General features: G+C 73.1%; 14 protein-coding genes. 8 read left to right on the top strand and 6 right to left on the bottom strand.

Annotated elements, in window-relative coordinates; all coding sequences use genetic code 11:
- Nucleotides 1-113: 113 nt before the first annotated feature.
- On the bottom strand, nucleotides 114-731 hold the full coding sequence (locus ACL02O_RS24695; protein WP_412820532.1) for a DUF4126 domain-containing protein: 618 nt from the start codon (nucleotides 729-731) through the stop codon (nucleotides 114-116).
- Between the two features lie 71 nt (nucleotides 732-802).
- On the opposite strand from ACL02O_RS24695, the gene nucS reads away from it, so the two are divergent.
- Entirely contained in the window at nucleotides 803-1,462 is a 660-nt protein-coding gene (gene nucS / locus ACL02O_RS24690; RefSeq protein WP_412820535.1) for an endonuclease NucS, read from the top strand.
- 57 nt (nucleotides 1,463-1,519) lie between these two features.
- Here the strand turns inward: nucS and ACL02O_RS24685 are convergent, their stop codons facing one another.
- Nucleotides 1,520-3,022: an aldehyde dehydrogenase family protein gene (locus ACL02O_RS24685; RefSeq protein ID WP_412820531.1), complete on the bottom strand. Its 1,503-nt coding sequence runs from the start codon at nucleotides 3,020-3,022 to the stop codon at nucleotides 1,520-1,522.
- 223 nt (nucleotides 3,023-3,245) lie between these two features.
- Here ACL02O_RS24685 and ACL02O_RS24680 point away from each other — a divergent pair, with 223 nt between their 5' ends.
- The 7 genes from ACL02O_RS24680 to ACL02O_RS24650 all read left to right on the top strand — a co-directional run bounded on the left by ACL02O_RS24680 (nucleotide 3,246) and on the right by ACL02O_RS24650 (nucleotide 9,667).
- Complete coding sequence (locus ACL02O_RS24680; protein WP_412820530.1) at nucleotides 3,246-3,722, top strand: FHA domain-containing protein; 477 nt, start codon at nucleotides 3,246-3,248, stop codon at nucleotides 3,720-3,722.
- Nucleotides 3,723-3,805: 83 nt separating this feature from the next.
- Complete coding sequence (locus ACL02O_RS24675) at nucleotides 3,806-4,870, top strand: alpha/beta fold hydrolase (RefSeq protein WP_412820529.1); 1,065 nt, start codon at nucleotides 3,806-3,808, stop codon at nucleotides 4,868-4,870.
- 125 nt (nucleotides 4,871-4,995) lie between these two features.
- Nucleotides 4,996-6,786 (top strand): 3-hydroxyacyl-CoA dehydrogenase family protein, encoded by a 1,791-nt coding sequence (locus tag ACL02O_RS24670; RefSeq protein WP_412820528.1) that lies wholly within the window; start codon nucleotides 4,996-4,998, stop codon nucleotides 6,784-6,786.
- 41 nt (nucleotides 6,787-6,827) lie between these two features.
- Nucleotides 6,828-7,322, top strand: a complete 495-nt coding sequence (locus ACL02O_RS24665; RefSeq protein ID WP_412820527.1) for a SigE family RNA polymerase sigma factor — start codon at nucleotides 6,828-6,830, stop codon at nucleotides 7,320-7,322.
- Complete coding sequence (locus ACL02O_RS24660; RefSeq protein WP_412820526.1) at nucleotides 7,319-8,401, top strand: hypothetical protein; 1,083 nt, start codon at nucleotides 7,319-7,321, stop codon at nucleotides 8,399-8,401. The genes ACL02O_RS24665 and ACL02O_RS24660 overlap by 4 nt, the downstream gene beginning before the upstream one ends.
- A gap of 63 nt (nucleotides 8,402-8,464) precedes the next feature.
- On the top strand, nucleotides 8,465-8,791 hold the full coding sequence (locus tag ACL02O_RS24655) for a hypothetical protein (protein WP_412820525.1): 327 nt from the start codon (nucleotides 8,465-8,467) through the stop codon (nucleotides 8,789-8,791).
- A gap of 66 nt (nucleotides 8,792-8,857) precedes the next feature.
- Nucleotides 8,858-9,667 carry an alpha/beta hydrolase gene (locus ACL02O_RS24650; protein ID WP_412820524.1) on the top strand — a complete coding sequence of 270 codons (810 nt, stop codon included), beginning with the start codon at nucleotides 8,858-8,860 and terminating at the stop codon, nucleotides 9,665-9,667.
- Between the two features lie 36 nt (nucleotides 9,668-9,703).
- On the opposite strand, the gene ACL02O_RS24645 is transcribed toward ACL02O_RS24650, so the two are convergent.
- The 4 genes from ACL02O_RS24645 to ccrA form a co-directional block, all read right to left on the bottom strand.
- The gene (locus ACL02O_RS24645; protein WP_412820523.1) at nucleotides 9,704-10,897 is read right to left on the bottom strand and encodes an AI-2E family transporter; all 1,194 of its coding nucleotides are present in this window, start codon (nucleotides 10,895-10,897) and stop codon (nucleotides 9,704-9,706) included.
- A 248-nt stretch (nucleotides 10,898-11,145) separates the two neighbouring features.
- Nucleotides 11,146-13,203, bottom strand: a complete 2,058-nt coding sequence (locus ACL02O_RS24640) for a coiled-coil domain-containing protein (protein ID WP_412820522.1) — start codon at nucleotides 13,201-13,203, stop codon at nucleotides 11,146-11,148.
- 166 nt (nucleotides 13,204-13,369) lie between these two features.
- Entirely contained in the window at nucleotides 13,370-14,626 is a 1,257-nt protein-coding gene (locus ACL02O_RS24635) for a DivIVA domain-containing protein (protein ID WP_412820521.1), read from the bottom strand.
- Nucleotides 14,627-14,903: 277 nt separating this feature from the next.
- Nucleotides 14,904-16,259 (bottom strand): crotonyl-CoA carboxylase/reductase, encoded by a 1,356-nt coding sequence (gene ccrA, locus ACL02O_RS24630; RefSeq protein WP_412820534.1) that lies wholly within the window; start codon nucleotides 16,257-16,259, stop codon nucleotides 14,904-14,906.
- Nucleotides 16,260-16,296 lie beyond the last annotated feature (37 nt).

Raw genomic sequence — 16,296 nt, 5'->3', positions numbered from 1 at the left:
GGTGAGCGAGGAGAACGACGGGGCCGGGGGCGAAGGTGGCCGGCGTAGGGAGCAAGCCTGACCGCCCGGAGCCGGTCGCCCTCGCCCTCGGCCCTCAACTGCAAGCAGCAGGATCAGACCCGGAACCCGGCCGCGCGCGCCGCTGCCCGTTCCCGCCGCCGGTCCTTGCGTCGCCGCAGGAACCAGAACAGGAACGCCACGAAGCCGACCAGAAACACCAGCACCAGCACCGGCAGCAGGAGCGCCACCACCGACATGACCGCGCTGGTCGCGTCCTCGGCGGTGCTGGCCACCGGAGCGCCGAAGCCGGCGGTGGTCGCGTTGATCACCGGCCGGGCCGCGGACTTGAGCAGGTGCACGCCGAGCGCGATCAGGACCCCGACCACCACCGGCACCCACTGGTGCGAGGAGAAGAAGGTGTCCGGGTCGCTGACCGTCACGGTCTCCGAGCTGGAGCCGGCACCGAAGGCCAGGCCGCCCGCGGTCGGCCGGACCACCGTCTGCACCACGTCGTTGACGTGGTCCACCACCGGCACCTTGTCCGCCACCACCTCGACGGCGAGCAGCACGGCGAGGATCAGGATCACCCAGCCGTTGCCCAGCCACTGCCAACTGCCGGGCAGGTCGACCAGGTCGGTGTAGCGCGCCAGCAGACCCATGAGGAGCAACGGGATGTACGCGTTCAGGCCGGCCGAGGCGGCGAGTCCGGAACCGGTGAGGAGTTCGAGCACGATCTCAATATCGCACCGGCATGCCAGTGGCGCTCGTCAGCGACGGCCCGCTGCTCGGCTACCCTCGTCGGGTGCGGTTGGTGATTGCGAAGTGCTCGGTGGACTACGTCGGACGGCTCTCGGCACACCTGCCGCCCGCCACCCGGCTGCTCATGGTGAAGGCGGACGGCTCGGTGTCGATCCACGCGGACGACCGGGCGTACAAGCCGCTGAACTGGATGAGCCCGCCGTGCCGGCTGGAAGAGGCACCCGGCGTGTGGCGGGTGGTCAACAAGGCCGGTGAGGAGCTGCGGATCACCCTGGAGGAGATCTTCCAGGACACCTCGTACGACCTGGGGATCGACCCGGGCCTGCGCAAGGACGGCGTCGAGGCGCACCTGCAGGAACTGCTCGCCGCCAACCCGGAGACCCTCGGTGAGGGCTTCACCCTGGTCCGGCGGGAGTACATGACGGCGATCGGCCCGGTCGACCTGCTCTGCCGGGACGCCAACTCCGGCGCGGTCGCCGTCGAGGTGAAGCGGCGGGGCGAGATCGACGGGGTGGAGCAGCTCACCCGCTACCTCGAACTGATGAACCGCGACCCGTTGCTCGCCCCGGTCACCGGCGTCTTCGCCGCGCAGGAGATCAAGCCGCAGGCACGGGTGCTCGCCACCGACCGTGGCATCCGCTGCGTGGTGGTCGACTACGACAAGCTGCGCGGCATCGAGCGTGACGAGCTGACCCTGTTCTGAGCCCGACGTCGCCGGGCACGGGTGCGACGGCACGCACGCCGAGCCCGGCGGTGGGCGTCAGCGACCCCGGCCGTACATCAGCTTGGCAGCCTTGACCAGGCGGGCGACGTCTGCCGGGGTGCGCTCGAAGGTCATTGCCGGCAGCACCGACCGGGCCCGGCGGCGGGTGATCGACTTGGCCCGGCCGAACTCGCGTAGCCCGTCCTCGCCGTGGATTCGGCCGAAGCCGGAGTCGCCGACCCCGCCGAACGGCAGCGTGGACATCCCGGCGAAGGTGAGCGTCGAGTTGATCGAGGCCATCCCGGAGCGCAGCCGCCGCGCGACGGCCACCGCCCGCTTCCGGCCGAAGACCGAACCCCCCAGGCCGTACGAGAGGGCGTTGGCGCGTTCGACGGCCTCGTCCACGTCGCGCACCCGGTTGACGGTCAGCGTCGGGCCGAAGGTCTCCTCGCGGACCGCCGCCGAGTCCTCCGGCACGTCCAGCAGCACGGTCGGGTGGACGTAGGGCGGCTGGACCGCCTCGGGGCCGCCGAGCGCCGCCCGGCCGCCGCGCGCCACAGCGTCGTCGATGTGCCGGCGGATGATGTCGAGCTGGGACGGCATGGTGATCGGACCGATGTCGGCGCCCTCCGGGCCCACGGTCAGCCGGCCGGCCTTCGCCACCACCTTGTCGACGAGGGCGTCGAAGACCTGGTCGACGGCGTAGACCCGCTCGATGCCGATGCAGGTCTGGCCGGCGTTGGTCAACGCGCCCCAGACACACGCCTCGGCCGCCGCGTCCAGGTCGGCGTCGGCGTCGACGATCATCGCGTCCTTGCCGCCCGCCTCCAGCAGCACCGGGGTCAGCGTCTCGGCGCAGGCCGCCATCACCTTCTTCGCGGTGCGGGTCGAGCCGGTGAAGGCCAGCTTGCCCACCCCGGAGCGGCACAGCGCCGCGCCCACTTCGCCGAGACCGTGCACCGCCTGGAGGACCGGCTGCTCCGGCACCACCTCGGCGAACCGGTCCACCAGCCACTGCCCGACGGCCGGGGTGTACTCGCTCGGCTTGAACACCACGGCGTTCCCCGCGGCCAGCGCGTACGCGACGGAGCCGACCGGGGTGAAGACCGGGTAGTTCCACGGGCCGATCACGCCGACCACCCCGTACGGCTGGTATTCCAGGTGGCCGGTGAACTCGGCCAGGATCAGCCGGGTGCGGACCCGACGGGGCCCGAGCACGCGCCGTGCGTTGCGGGCCGCCCAGTCGATGTGCTCCAGGGCGGTGAGGATCTCGACGACGGCGTCCGCGACCGGTTTGCCGCCCTCGGTGTGCATCAGGTCGGCCAGCTCCTCGATCCGGCGGGCGATCACCCCCCGCCAGCGCTGCAGCCGCTCCCGCCGGCCGGTGAAGCCGAGCCCTGCCCACCAGTCGCCGGCGCCGCGGGCACGTGTCACCGCGTCCCGCACGTCCGCCTCGGCCGCCACCGGCAGCCGCCCGGCCTCGGCGCCGGTCGCCGGGCTGGTGGAGACCAGCCGGCCGTCCTCGATGGTCGGGGTGCCCGGGACATGCACAGCCGTCATGGCCGAAGTCTAGACCCGAACATTACTCGCCGGTAGGTGCTGCGCCGGGCCGATGCCATCGGCCGACGTGCCGGCGGTCCGGATCGCGACCGCCCCCGCCGAACCGGCGAACGGGGGGTGACCACCCGGGTCGCGGTGCTGACCACGCGGTGGTGCAGACGGTTACGGTGAGGTGGCACGCTGGCGCGCGGGGGCGATGGTGGGGCGGAGGGTCGAAGAGTCCATGGTGGAGCACCCGGAGCTGATGCCGTTGCTGACCGTGGCGGGCGGGGCGATGCGGGGGCTGAGCTTCCGGATCGGCCGGGACCCTCAGGTGATCGGCCGGGCACCGACCACCGACATCATGCTCACCGACCCGCACCTCAGCCGGCGGCACGCCACGGTCCAGCTGACCGCCGAGGGCGTGTCGCTGACCGACCTCGGCTCGACCAACGGCACCTGGCTCAACGACGAGCGGATCGCCGGCAGCGTGCACCTCGCCGACGGCGACGTGGTCCGGCTCGGCCGTACCGAGCTGCGCTTCTTCGACCCGGGGGTGGCCCGGACCGACCCGGTCGGTCTGCGTTTCGGCGCCCCGCGCCGGGACCACCGGCCCACCCTGCCGCTGCCCGTGCCGCCGTCCCGGCAGCCGGTGGAGCCGACGGAACCGGTGCCCCCGCGCGCCGGCAGCGAGCCGCTGCCGGCCGACATGCCCCGCTGATGCCGCCCGCCGACAGCGGGCGGCGGCGCGCAGTGGGGGCCGCCCACATGGACCGGACCGGCCCGACGTGCCAGCATGCGCGGATGGAGAGCGCGCGGCACACCGTCCAGGCCAACGGCATCACCCAGGCGGTACGGGTGGCGGGCCCGCCGGACGGCCTACCGGTCCTGCTGGTGCACGGCAACGGCTCGTCGTCCGCGTTCTGGGAGCCGCTGCTGCGCCGGCTGCCGGACACCCTCCGGGTGGTCGCCCCCGACCTGCGCGGATACGGCGACACCGAGACCGCCCCGGTCGACGCGACCCGGGGGCTGGGCGACTTCGCCGACGACGTGGCCGCCCTGCTGGACGCCCCGGAGCTGTTCGCCCCCGGCGCCCGGCCGGTGGTGGTCGGGCACTCGCTCGGCGGCGGGGTGGCGATGCGGCTGCTGATCGACCGTCCCGACCGGGTGGCCGGCCTGCTGCTGGAGGCGCCCGTGTCGCCGTACGGGTTCGGCGGCACCCGGGACGTCGACGGCACGCCCACCACCGGCGACTTCGCCGGCACCGGCGCCGGCACGGCGAACGCGGACTTCGTGGCCCGGCTGGCCGCCGGGGACCGCGGCACGGACGCCCCGACCAGCCCACGCAACGTGCTGCGCACCGCGTACGTGGCCGACCCGGCGTCGCTCGGCGCGGACGAGGAGCTGCTGCTGGACAGCCTGCTCAGCACCGCCACCGGGGACGACAACTACCCGGGCACCGCGGTCGCCTCCCCGCACTGGCCGGGCGTCGCGGCCGGGGAGCGCGGGGTGCTCAACGCGTTGGCCCCGGCCTGGTTCCGGGTCGCCGACGAGCTGGTCGCCGTCCCGGTCAAGCCGCCGGTGACCTGGGTACGCGGCGACGCCGACGTGATCGTTTCGGACACCTCGCTGTTCGACCTGGCGTACCTGGGGTCGCTGGGCGTGGTGCCCGGTTGGCCCGGGGCGACGGACTGCCCGCCGCAGCCGATGATCGCGCAGACGCGGGCGGTGCTGGGGCGGTACGCGGCGGCCGGCGGCACGTACCGCGAGCTGGCGCTGCCCGGCTGCGGGCACAGCCCGCACCTGGAGCGGCCGGCCGAGTTCGTCGCCGAGCTGCTGGCCCTCACGGAGGTGCCGACGACGGTCTGAACCGCCCGGACCGTGAAATATCCCACGGCGTCTCGACAACGCAGCGTCACGTGGCAGACTCCGGCGCATAACCTTAGCGGCCGTTCATGTCGGCAACGGCGGAGTCAACCAAGGGGAGGCCGGTCGTGGCGCGCGAGTTCACCAGTGTCGGTGTGGTGGGTCTGGGCACCATGGGTGCCGGCATCGTCGAGGTCTTCGCCCGTAACGGCATCGACGTGGTGGCCGTGGAGATCTCCGAGGCCGCCCTCGATCGCGGCCGGGCCACCCTCGCCGGCTCGACCGACCGGGCGGTGGCCAAGGGCAAGCTCGCCGAGGCCGACCGGGACGCCCTGCTGGGCCGGGTCGACTTCCAGGTCGGGCTGGGCGCGCTGCACTCGGTGGACCTGGTCATCGAGGCGGTCCCCGAGCACCTGGACCTGAAGCAGCGGATCTTCGCCGAGCTGGACCGGGTCTGCAAGCCCGAGGCCATCCTCGCCACCAACACCTCGTCGCTGAGCGTCACCGAGATCTCGGTCGCCACCAGCCGGCCCAACCAGGTCATCGGCATCCACTTCTTCAACCCGGCCCCGGTGATGAAGCTGGTCGAGGTGGTCCGCACCGTGGTCACCTCCGCCGACGTGGTGGCCGACGTGGAGGCGCTCTGCGACCGGCTCGGCAAGGTCGACGTGACCATCAGCGACCGGGCCGGCTTCATCGCCAACGCGCTGCTCTTCGGCTACCTGAACCACGCGGTGAGCATGTTCGAGGCGCGGTACGCCACCCGCGAGGACATCGACGCCGCCATGAAGCTGGGCTGCGGGCTGCCGATGGGCCCGCTGGCGCTGATGGACCTGATCGGCCTGGACACCGCGTACGAGATCCTGGACACCATGTACCGGCGCGGCGGCCGGGACCGCCGGCACGCCCCGGTGCCGCTGATCAAGCAGATGGTCACCGCCGGGCTGCTCGGCCGGAAGTCCGGCCGTGGCTTCTACACCTACGAGCGGCCGGGCTCGCCGGTGGTCGTACCCGACGAGCAGACGCCGGTGACCGCGGGCGGCGCGCTCGCCGACGGCGCCCGGGCGATCGCCAAGGTTGGCGTGGTCGGTTCCGGGACCATGGCCACCGGCATCATCGAGGTCTTCGCCAAGGCCGGGTACGAGGTCGTCTCGGTGACCCGGGGCGCGGAGAAGTCCGCCAAGGTGTGCGAGGCCGTCAAGACCTCGCTGAACAAGGGTGTGGTCCGGGGCAAGCTCAGCGAGTCCGACCGGGACGCGGCGCTCGGCCGGGTCACCTGGTCGGCCACCCTGGACCACCTCGCCGACGTGGACCTGGTGGTCGAGGCGGTGGTCGAGGAGCTGAGCGTCAAGAAGGCCCTCTTCGCCAGCCTCGACGAGATCTGCAAGCCGGGCGTCGTGCTCGCCACCACCACCTCGTCGCTGCCGGTGATCGACGTGGCGATGGCCACCCAGCGCCCGGCCGACGTGATCGGCCTGCACTTCTTCAACCCGGCCCCGATCATGCCGCTGGTGGAGATCGTGCAGACCATCCGGACCTCGGCGGAGACCACCGCGACCGCCCGCGCGGTCTGCGCGGCGCTGGGCAAGACCGGCGTGGTCTGCGGCGACCGGTCCGGCTTCATCGTCAACGCGCTGCTCTTCCCGTACCTGAACGACGCGGTGAAGATGCTGGAGGCCAGCTACTCGACCGCCGACGACATCGACTACGCGATGAAGCTCGGCTGCGGCTACCCGATGGGCCCGTTCGAGCTGCTGGACGTGGTCGGGCTGGACGTGTCGCTGGCCATCCAGCGGGAGCTCTACCTGGAGCTGCGCGAGCCGGGCTTCGCCCCCGCGCCGCTGCTGGAGCACCTGGTCACCGCCGGCTACCTCGGCCGCAAGAGCGGCCGCGGCTTCCGCGACCACACCAGTCGCTGACCCGGGTCAACACCGGACGCCGGTGACGGCGTCTTGAGGGCGTGACCTTCGAGGAGTACGTCGGCAGCCGCGGGCCGGCCCTGCTACGGCTGGCCCGGCTGCTGACCGGCGACGAGCACCGCGCCGAGGACCTGACCCAGGACGTGCTGGCCCGCGCGTACGTGCACTGGCGCAGGATCGCCCGGGCCGACCGGCCCGACGTGTACGTGCGCCGGATGCTGGTCAACGCCAACAACTCGTGGTGGCGGCGGCGGTCCAGCCGGGAGCTGGCCGTGGACACCTTCGCCGAGCGGGCCCACCGCGGCGACCTCGGCGGCGAGGCGGCCGACCGCGACGAGATGTGGCGGATGATCCGCGCCCTGCCCGACCGGCAGCGTGCCGTGCTGGTGCTGCGCTACTACGAGGACCTGGACGACGCCACGATCGCCCAGATCCTGGGCTGCTCCCCGGTCACCGTCCGCACCCACGCGATGCGGGCGCTCGCCCACCTCCGGGAGCGCTGCGGCCTCCCGACGACCCAGGGGAGCCGGCCGTGACCGACCTCGACCAGCGGATCGCCTCGGTGCTGCGGGAGCGCGCCGAGGGGGAGACCGACACCTACCGCCTGCTGCGGACATCCCGGGCCCGGGGCCGGCGCCGGCAACTGCGTCGCCGGGCCGCCACCGGCGCCGCCCTGACTCTGGTGGGGGTGCTCGGCTTCGTCGGGGTGGCCAGCACGGACCTCGGCGGGCTGGCCGGGCGGCTGCCGTGGGTGGCGGCGACGCCCACCGTCGCCGCGCCGGTGCCGCCCCGAGCCGACGGAGTGCCGGGTGCGGCCCAGCGCCCCGACCTGGTCGGCACCGACACGCAGGTGCTGCACCTGGGCGTGGACACCAGCCGGGCCCGCTACCTGAGCTGGGCCGTCCACGGCTCGAACCAGGTCGAGTCGATCCGGTTGAGTGTCGGGGGAGGACCGCCGGTCCTGGTTGAGGTGAGCAGCTCCGCTCGGGAGGTCGACGAGCTTCTGCTCGATGGCGTCCACGCCGAGCAGAGCGTGATCCCGGTGACCTTCGACGGCGTGGTCCGGCCGTTCCGCAACGGAGCCGGCGGTCTGGTCAAGGCCTGGCAGCCCGTCCCCGGCCTGTACGCCCGGGCGAGCATGCTCGGCAGCGCCGATCCCGGCGTGCTGGCCAGGGCCGTGGACGCCCTCCGCTGGGGTGAGGCACGGCGGTGCGACTCGCCCCTGCGGCTGAGTGTGCTGCCCGAGGGTGCGAGGGTGGCCGCCTGCTCCGTCGACGCCACCGCCTTCCCTGGCGGTCTCAACGTCGAGCTCGCCCTCTACCGGAAGCCGTCGGCGAACATGTGGGTGCGGTTGCAGTACGGGGCGCAGATCGTGGCCGACCGCGTCGAGAGCAACCGAACCGTCGGTGGCCGTCCCGCCTACGTCTATCCGGACGGTACGAAGCTCGAACTGCTCGGCATTCCGAGAGCACACCTGACCGCCGACTTCGGCTGGCCGTTTCGGGGCGACCACGCGCACAAGAGCCAGCTGGACTTCACGGAGGCCGACGCGACGAGCGTGCTGGCCGGGGCGCAGGTGGCGAAGGATCTGACCGATCCGCAGACCTGGACGTGACGGGCGCCGGCCGGGCCGCCCGACCCGGGCCGGTCCGGCCGGTGGCCCGTACGCTTGGTGACCGTGAGCCCCCGTCGCAACCGCCCCCGCCGGGACGAGACCGCCCACCTGGACTCCGAGCGGGCCCGCCAGGGCGTGCCGACCGTCCAGCAGTGGCGCGACGGCGACTGGCAGGTGCGCGGGATCACCGGCGGGGCGTCGGTCAAGACGTACCGCTGTCCCGGCTGCGACCAGGAGATCCGCCCCGGGGTGGCGCACCTGGTCGCCTGGCCGGCCGACGACCGGGGGGACCTCACCGACCGGCGGCACTGGCACACCGGCTGCTGGCGGGCCCGGGACCGGCGCGGGCCGAACCTCCAGCGCGGCCGGAGCGCCCCCCGGTACGGCTGAGCGATCTGGATCACCCTGTTTCCGCCCCGGCGGGCGGCGAGCCCGGCGGCGCGGGAGACTGGGACGGTGAGCACACCGATCCGTGCGTCGTCGATCCTGCCCGGCCACCGGGAGGACATCGAGCTGCACACCGCCGACGGGTTGACGTTGGTCGGTGAGCTGGCCCGCCCGCTGGACCGGGAGCCGGCCGGCACCCTGGTCTGCCTGCACCCGCTGCCCACCCACGGCGGGATGATGGACAGCCACGTGTTCCGCAAGGCGGCCTGGCGGCTGCCCGCCCTGGCCGACCTGGCCGTGCTCCGGTTCAACACCCGGGGCACCAGCAGCGTCCGCGGCACCAGCGAGGGGGCCTTCGACGGTGCCGTCGGCGAGCGCTTCGACGTGGCCGCCGCCATCGAGTACGCCGAGTTCGCCGAGCTGCCCAACATCTGGCTGGTCGGCTGGTCGTTCGGCACCGACCTGACGCTCAAGTACGGCTGTGACCCGGCGGTGGCCGGGGCGATCCTGCTCTCCCCGCCGCTGCGCTTCTCCGCGCCGGAGGATCTGGCCGTCTGGGCCGAGTCGGGCAAGCCGCTCACCGCCCTGGTGCCCGAGTTCGACGACTACCTGCGCCCGGAGGAGGCCCGGCGGCGCTTCGCGGCGGTGCCGCAGGCCGAGGTGGTCGGGGTGTCCGGCGCCAAGCACCTCTGGGTCGGCGACGCGGAGACCGTGCTCAACGAGATCGTCAGCCGGGTCAACCCGGCCGTCCCGGTGCCGCTGCCGACCACCTGGGACGGCCCGATGGAGACCGGTGACGTCAGCGCGTACGCCGACCGGACGGTGGCCGCCTTCGCCGACACGCCGGTCCCCGGGCCGCAGCAGCGTCAGGCGGGCTGACCCGCTGCCGGGGTCAGCCCTGGTACAGGTCGACGCTCAGCGGGACTCCTGCCGGGGCAGGATCACCTCGCGGAGGATCAGCTGGACGGCGGCCACCGTCGGGATCGCGAGCAGCGCGCCGACCACGCCCAGCAGCGACACCCCGAGCAGCGCGGCGAGCAGCGCCGCCACCTCGTTGACCGAGACCGCGCGGCGCATGATCTTCGGGTAGATGAGGTAGTTCTCCACCTGCTGGTAGACCACGAAGAAGACCAGGCAGGCGACCCCGACCGGCAGGTCGGTGGCGAGGCCGACCAGGGTCACCACCACCGCGCCGAGGGTCGCCCCGATCTGCGGGATCAGGTCGGTCACCGCGACCACCACGGCCAGCGCGAACGGGTACGGCAGGCCGATCGCGAGCGCGAACACGAAGGTGCTCGCCCCGGCCAGCACCGCGATGGCCAGCGCCCCCACCATGTACGCGCCGACCCGGGTGAGGATCTCGTCGCCGATCAGCCGGACCCGCTGCCGTCGCGTGCGCGGCACCAGCGCGTACCCGAGATCGCGCAGCCGATCGAAGTAGGCCAGGAAGTAGATCGTCAGGACGAGGATGGTCAGCGCCCGGAAGATGGTGCCGAAGATCAGTTGCGCCCCGCCGAGCACGCCGCCGAGGACCCGGCCGACGGTGTCGGCGTTCGCGACGGACTGGACCCGTTGCACCACGTCGTACCGGACGACGAGGTCGTTGACGGTGGGATTGCGGCGCAGTTCCTCGACGTAGCCGGGAAGGTGCTCGATGAACTGCCCGGACTGGGTCACCACCGGAGGCACCAGGGCCAGCAGGCCGCCGACGATGAGCAGCACCACGGTCAGCGTCACCACCGCCACCGCCAGCCCGTGCGGCAGCCCCCAGCCCCGCAACCGGACCACCGCCGGGTGCAGCCCGACCGCCAGGAAGAGCGCGATCACCACCAGCACCAGGATGCCGGCGGAGTTGCGGATGCCCAGGAAGACCGCGTACGCCAGGAACACCCCGAGCGCCCCGGTGAAGCCGACCAGGAAACTGCTGCGCCGCAGCGGCTTCCCCGGCACGCCGAACCGTCCACTCGGCTCGAACTCGGTCGGCTCGGTCGGCTCCTCGACGGGTCGGCCCGGCTCGGCGGCGCCGTCGGTGGGGTCGGGCTCAGGACGCGGCGCCTCGACCGAATCGTCGGCGTGCTGGCCGGCGCCGGCGGACCCTTCCTGTGACACCGGACCTCCCGCATCGGTCCCACCTCGGGACTTCCCTGCCGCGAGGTTAGACGGTGCGCGCCGGTCCCGGCCATCCCTCCGCCGGCTTCCGCCCGTCCACCACTCCTGTGGGCCGGGCAGGTTCTGAGGGCGTGCTGCCGCTGAGGCATCAACACGACGCAGTGGCAGCACGGTGCCAGCTCCGTACGCGGCCCCGCCCGGCACGGCTCCCCGGCCGCGTCGGCGATCCGGCACCGGGCCGGCCCGGGTCACTCCTTGTCGACGGTGACCGTGCTCGGCTTGGCGCTGCGCTCGTCGGTGGTCGGCTTGGTGGGGCGCTTGCCGTTCTCCCCGGTGCTGGTGATCTTCGTGGGGGTGGCGCCCCGGCCGGCCTCGCCCGGCACGGCGGCCACGGTCGGCTCGCCGTCGACCCCGGCGGTGGCGGTGCCCCCGTCCACGGTGGTGACCGGCTCGGCGACCGGACGGGCCTTCCCGCCGTCCACGGCCGGCTCCGGCTCCGGTTCCGCCTCGGCTTCGACGGTCGCCGCCGCCGGCTCCCGGGTCGCCGGTCCGGAGCCGTTGGGGGAGACGGTCGCGGTGCCCCGGGCGGTCACCGGCGCGGCGTCCGTGCCGTCGGCCGGTCCGCCCGTGCCCGTCGTGGCCGTGTCCGGGCCGCCCGTCGAGCCGGTGTCGCCGCCGGACGCGACGGCCAGCTCGTCCGGGTCGACCGGGGTGGCCGCGAGCCCCGCCGCCGTGCCGGCGATCCGCAGCTCGGCGAGCCGGCGCTGGAGGTCGTCCGACTCCTGCCGCGACTTCCAGGTCTCGGTGCGCAGGTCGGCCAGCTCCTGCTGGGCCTGCGCGATCTCCAGCATCACCTGGGCGAGCTGCTGCCGGCCGGCGGCCACCTCCTGCTGGGTGGCGGCCAGGTGTTGCTGCGTGGTGGCCAGGTGCTGCTGGGTGGTGGCCGCGTACTCCTCGAACTGGCGCCGGGACGCGGCGACGTGCTCGTCGGCCTTGCGGCGCTTCTCGGCGGCGTCCGTCTCGGTGCGCTTCAGCAGCGTGGTGGCCTCCTCCTCGGCCCGTCGGCGCATGGCCAGCGCGTCCTGCTCGGCCGCCTGGCGGACCGTGGCGGCCCCCTGCTCGATCTCCTGGTGCCGGGCGGCGTAGGTCTTCTCCAGCTCGTCGTGCCGCTTCTTGTGCTGCTTGTCGAGGTCGTCGCGGCGCTTGGCGTACTCCTGCTCGGCGGCGGCGCGGCGCTGGGCCAGCTCCTTGTCGGCCGCCTCCCGCCGGGCGTTGACCTCCTGCTCCACCCCGGCCCGCCAGGTACCCAACTCCTGCTGCGTCTGCGCCCGGGACTGCTGGACGTACGCCTCGGTCTCGCTGCGCATCCGCTGCACGTACGCCTCGACCTCGGCGCGGTTGCGCTTGCCGGCCTCGACGGCCTCGCTGGTGAGCCGGTTGGCCTCGGTCCGGGCCCGGCCCCGGGTGGCCTTCGCCGCCTCCTCCGCGTCGTCGACGATCTTCTTGGCCTCGGCGAGCGCCTTGGCATGGGTGGCGCGGCTGGCCTCCGCCGCGGACTCGGTGAGTCGCTTCGCCTCCTGCTGCGCCTTGCCGTGCACCTCCTTGGCCGCCTCGCGGAGCTGGGTCGCCTCCTGCTGGGCCTTGGCCAGGGCCTCCTTGGCCGTCTCGCGCAGCCGGGTGGCCTCCTGCTGGGCCCGGGTGTGGATCTCCTTGGCGGTGTCCCGGAGCTGGGTCGCCTCCTGCTGCGCCGTGGCCAGGGCGTCCTGGGCGGTCTTCCGCAGCTTCTCGGCCTCGTCCCTGGCGGCCTTGAGGGTGGCCTCCGCCTCGGCCTTGCGGCTGGCGGTGTGCCGCTCCTCCTCGGCCCGTCGGGCGGCGAGGGCGATCTCGAAGTCCTTCAGCGCCTGGGCGGCCTGCTCCCGGGCCTCCTCGATGATGTGCTCGGCGGCGGCTCGGCGGGCCTCGATCTCCTCGTTGGCGCCGGCGAGGATGTCGTCCGCCTGCTCCTCGGCCATGGTGAGGATCTGCTCGACCCGGGGGCCGAGGTGCCGGAACGAGGCCCGGTCGACCACGCCCACCTGCTTCCGCACCTGGGCGAGGTCGCGTTGCAGCACCTCCACCTGGCCGGCCAGCTTGTGGATCTGGGTGTACGCCTGCTCCCGCTCGCCCGTCAGCGCCGCGATCTCGTGCTCGGCCCGAGCCACGTACCGGTCGACCTGTCGTTTGTCGTAACCCCGCAGCGCGGACTCGAAGCTGGGCTCCGTGGTCACATCCCCGCCGAGCGCGAACAGTTCCTCGCCGTGCGACATGCCCCCATCCTCACACGCATCCGGCTCTGCTGGGGCGATACGGACGCCCCTGTTGGGACCTACTTCACCGAGGTGGCGAAACGGGTCGGAAAGCATGACGGCGCGGGGCGGCACCGGTCACCCGGTGCCACCCCGCGCCGTGGCTGTGCCCCGCTGCGGGTGGTGTTCAGCTGGCCGACTCGGCCGTGACCTTCTGGTCGGAGCCGTCGGCCTTGGCCGCCGCCTCGGACTTGGCCCCCTGCTGCGGCACGCCCGGCACGATGCCGGCGAGACCGGAGAGCATCTGACCGAGCTGGGAGGTGACGGCGTCCTTCTGCCGGGTCAGGTCCTCGACCTCGCGGCGGGCCGCCTGGGTGGTCAGCTCGGCCTCGGTGCGGGCCTCGCTGAGCAGGCGCTGCGCCTCGGCCTTCGCCTCGTTCAGCGTCTTGTCGGCCAGCGCCCTGGCCTTCTCCACCGTCTCGGTGGCGGTGCGCTCGGACTCGACCCGGCGGGCCTCGGCCCGCTGCTCGATCTCCTTGGCCCGGTCCTGGGCGGCCCGGGCCCGCTGCTCGGCCTCGCTGACCAGCTTCTGGGTCTGCGCGACCTGGGCGGCGTGCCGCTCCGACTCCTCGCGCTCGGCCTTCTCCCGCCGCTCGGCGAGCTGGAGCTCCAGCGCCTGGAGGTCCTTGTCCCGCTTGTCGCGGGCGTCGGTGAGCAGCTTGGTCGCCTCGGCCCGCTTCTCCTCGGCCTCCCGGGCGGCCTTCGCCCGCTGCTGGGTGATCTCCCGCTCGGCGGTGGCCCGCAGGGTGGCGACCTCACGCTCGACGGTGGACTTCAGCTCGGCCACCTCGTGCGCGGTGACCGTACGCAGCTGCTTGGTCTCCCGCTCGGCGTCGGCGCGCAGGGTGTCGGCCTCGCGGCGGGCCTGCACCCGGACCTCGGCGGCCTCGCGCTCGGCGGCGGTACGGACGCTGCCGGCCTCCCGCTCGGCCGTGGCCTTCATGGCGGCGGCCTCGGCGCGGGCCTTGTCGGTGATCTCCCGCGCTTCGAGCCGGGCGGCGGAGAGGATGCCCTCCGACTCCCGCTTGGCCTCGTTGCGGTGGTCGTTGGCCTGCTCCTCGGCCAGCCGGAGGATCTGCTCGACGCGGGTGCCGAGGCCGGAGAGGGTGGGCCGGCTGTTCTCCTCGAGCTGCTTGTTGGTGTCCGCGAGCTTCTGCTCCAGCGTGCCCTGGCGCTGCTCGGCCTGGCGGAGCCGACGCTGCGCGTCGTTCATCCGCTGCTCGGCCTCGGCGCGGGCCTGCTCGGACTGGGTCAGCGCGGCGGTCAGCCGGCCGATGAAGTCGTCGACCTGACCGGTGTTGTATCCGCGCAGGCCAACGGTGAAATCGGGCTGCGAGTTCGCGTTATCGAAGAACGCAAGAGGGGAGGACTGCTGCTGGGGCATTGGGACATACTCGCAGACTCCCCAGGGTGCTTCGCAAGAGCGGTCCGTACCTTTCGTGTCCTCATTACATGGTCAACTGACCGGGCCGGGCAGGACCGGACCAAACGGCGATCTTGGCAGGTCCCGGGCGCGCCGGGCGTCACGCAAGGTGAGCACGAAAAGGGCCGCGGGGGGTGCGCCCGCGGCCCTTTGTCGGTCGTCAATCGAATGGCGTCCGGTGCGATGGAAAGGCAATGCCTCCTCCGCGCTTTGGCCGTGTCGAGATCACCCGTACGGCTCAGTGGCCGCGGAACCGGTTGATCGCGGTTTCGTGGCGGGCCCGCAGCTCGGCGTCCCGGACGCCGAGGCCGTCGGACGGCGCGAGGCAGCGCACCCCGACCTTGCCCTGGTGCGCGTTGCGGTGCACCTCGTAGGCGGCCTGGCCGGTCTGCTCCAGCGGGTAGCACTTGGACACGGTGGGGTGCACCTTGCCCAGCGCCACCAGCCGGTTGGCCTGCCACGCCTCGTGGTAGTTGGCGAAGTGGCTGCCGATGATCCGCTTGAGGTGCATCCAGAGGTAGCGGTTGTCGTACTGGTGCAGGTAGCCGCTGGTGGAGGCGCAGGTGACGATGGTGCCACCCTTCTTGGCGACGTAGACGCTGGCGCCGAAGGTCTCCCGGCCCGGGTGCTCGAAGACGATGTCCGGGTCCTCGCCGCCGGTCAGCTCCCGGATCCGCTCGCCGAAGCGGCGCCACTCGTCCTGGTCCTGGGTCTGCTCGTCCTTCCAGAACCGGAAGCCCTCGGCGGTGCGGTCGATGACCAGCTCGGCGCCCATCTTCCGGCACAGCTCGGCCTTTTCCGGCGAGGAGACCACGCAGACCGGGATCGCCCCGCCGTTGAGGGCCATCTGGGTGGCGTAGCCGCCCAGGCCGCCGGAGGCGCCCCAGATCAGCACCACGTCGCCCTGCTTCATGTTCGCCCCGTGGTGCGAGACGAGCTGCCGGTACGCGGTGGAGTTGACCAGCCCCGGGCTGGCCGCCTCCTCCCAGCTCAGGTGGCGGGGCTTGGGCATGAGCTGGTTGGCCTTGACCACGGCCAGCTCGGCCAGGCCGCCGAAGTTGGTCTCGAAGCCCCAGATCCGCTGTTGCGGGTCGAGCATCGTGTCGTCGTGGCCGGCGGAGTCCTCCAGCTCGACCGAGAGGCAGTGCGCCACCACCTCGTCGCCGGCCTTCCACCGGGTCACCCCGGGGCCGGTCCGCAGCACCACGCCGGCCGCGTCCGACCCGACCACGTGGTACGGCAGGTCGTGCCGGCGGGTCAGCTCGGAGAGCCGGCCGTACCGCTGGAGGAACTTGAAGGTGGGCAGCGGCTCGAAGATGCTGGTCCAGACGGTGTTGTAGTTGATCGCGCTGGCCATCACCGCGACCAGCGCCTCACCCGGGCCGAGCTCCGGGGTGGGCACCTCCTGGACGTGCAGCGCCTTGCGCGGGTCCTTGTCCCGGGTGGCCATGCCGTCGAACATCCGGGTGTCCTCGGCGCGGACCACCACACCCCGGTAGGTCTCCGGTACCGGTAGGCCGGCGAGGCCGGCGAGTTCCCGCTCCGGCTGCGCGGAGCCCTCCGCCGCCATGATCGCTTCGAGGATGTCCTGCACGGTGACCTCCCGTTCGTTGCGCACCCGCACCGGGCGG

It is taken from the genome of Micromonospora mangrovicola (assembly GCF_047200535.1).
Lineage (GTDB): Bacteria > Actinomycetota > Actinomycetes > Mycobacteriales > Micromonosporaceae > Micromonospora.
This window is presented reverse-complemented; position numbering and strand designations above follow the sequence as displayed.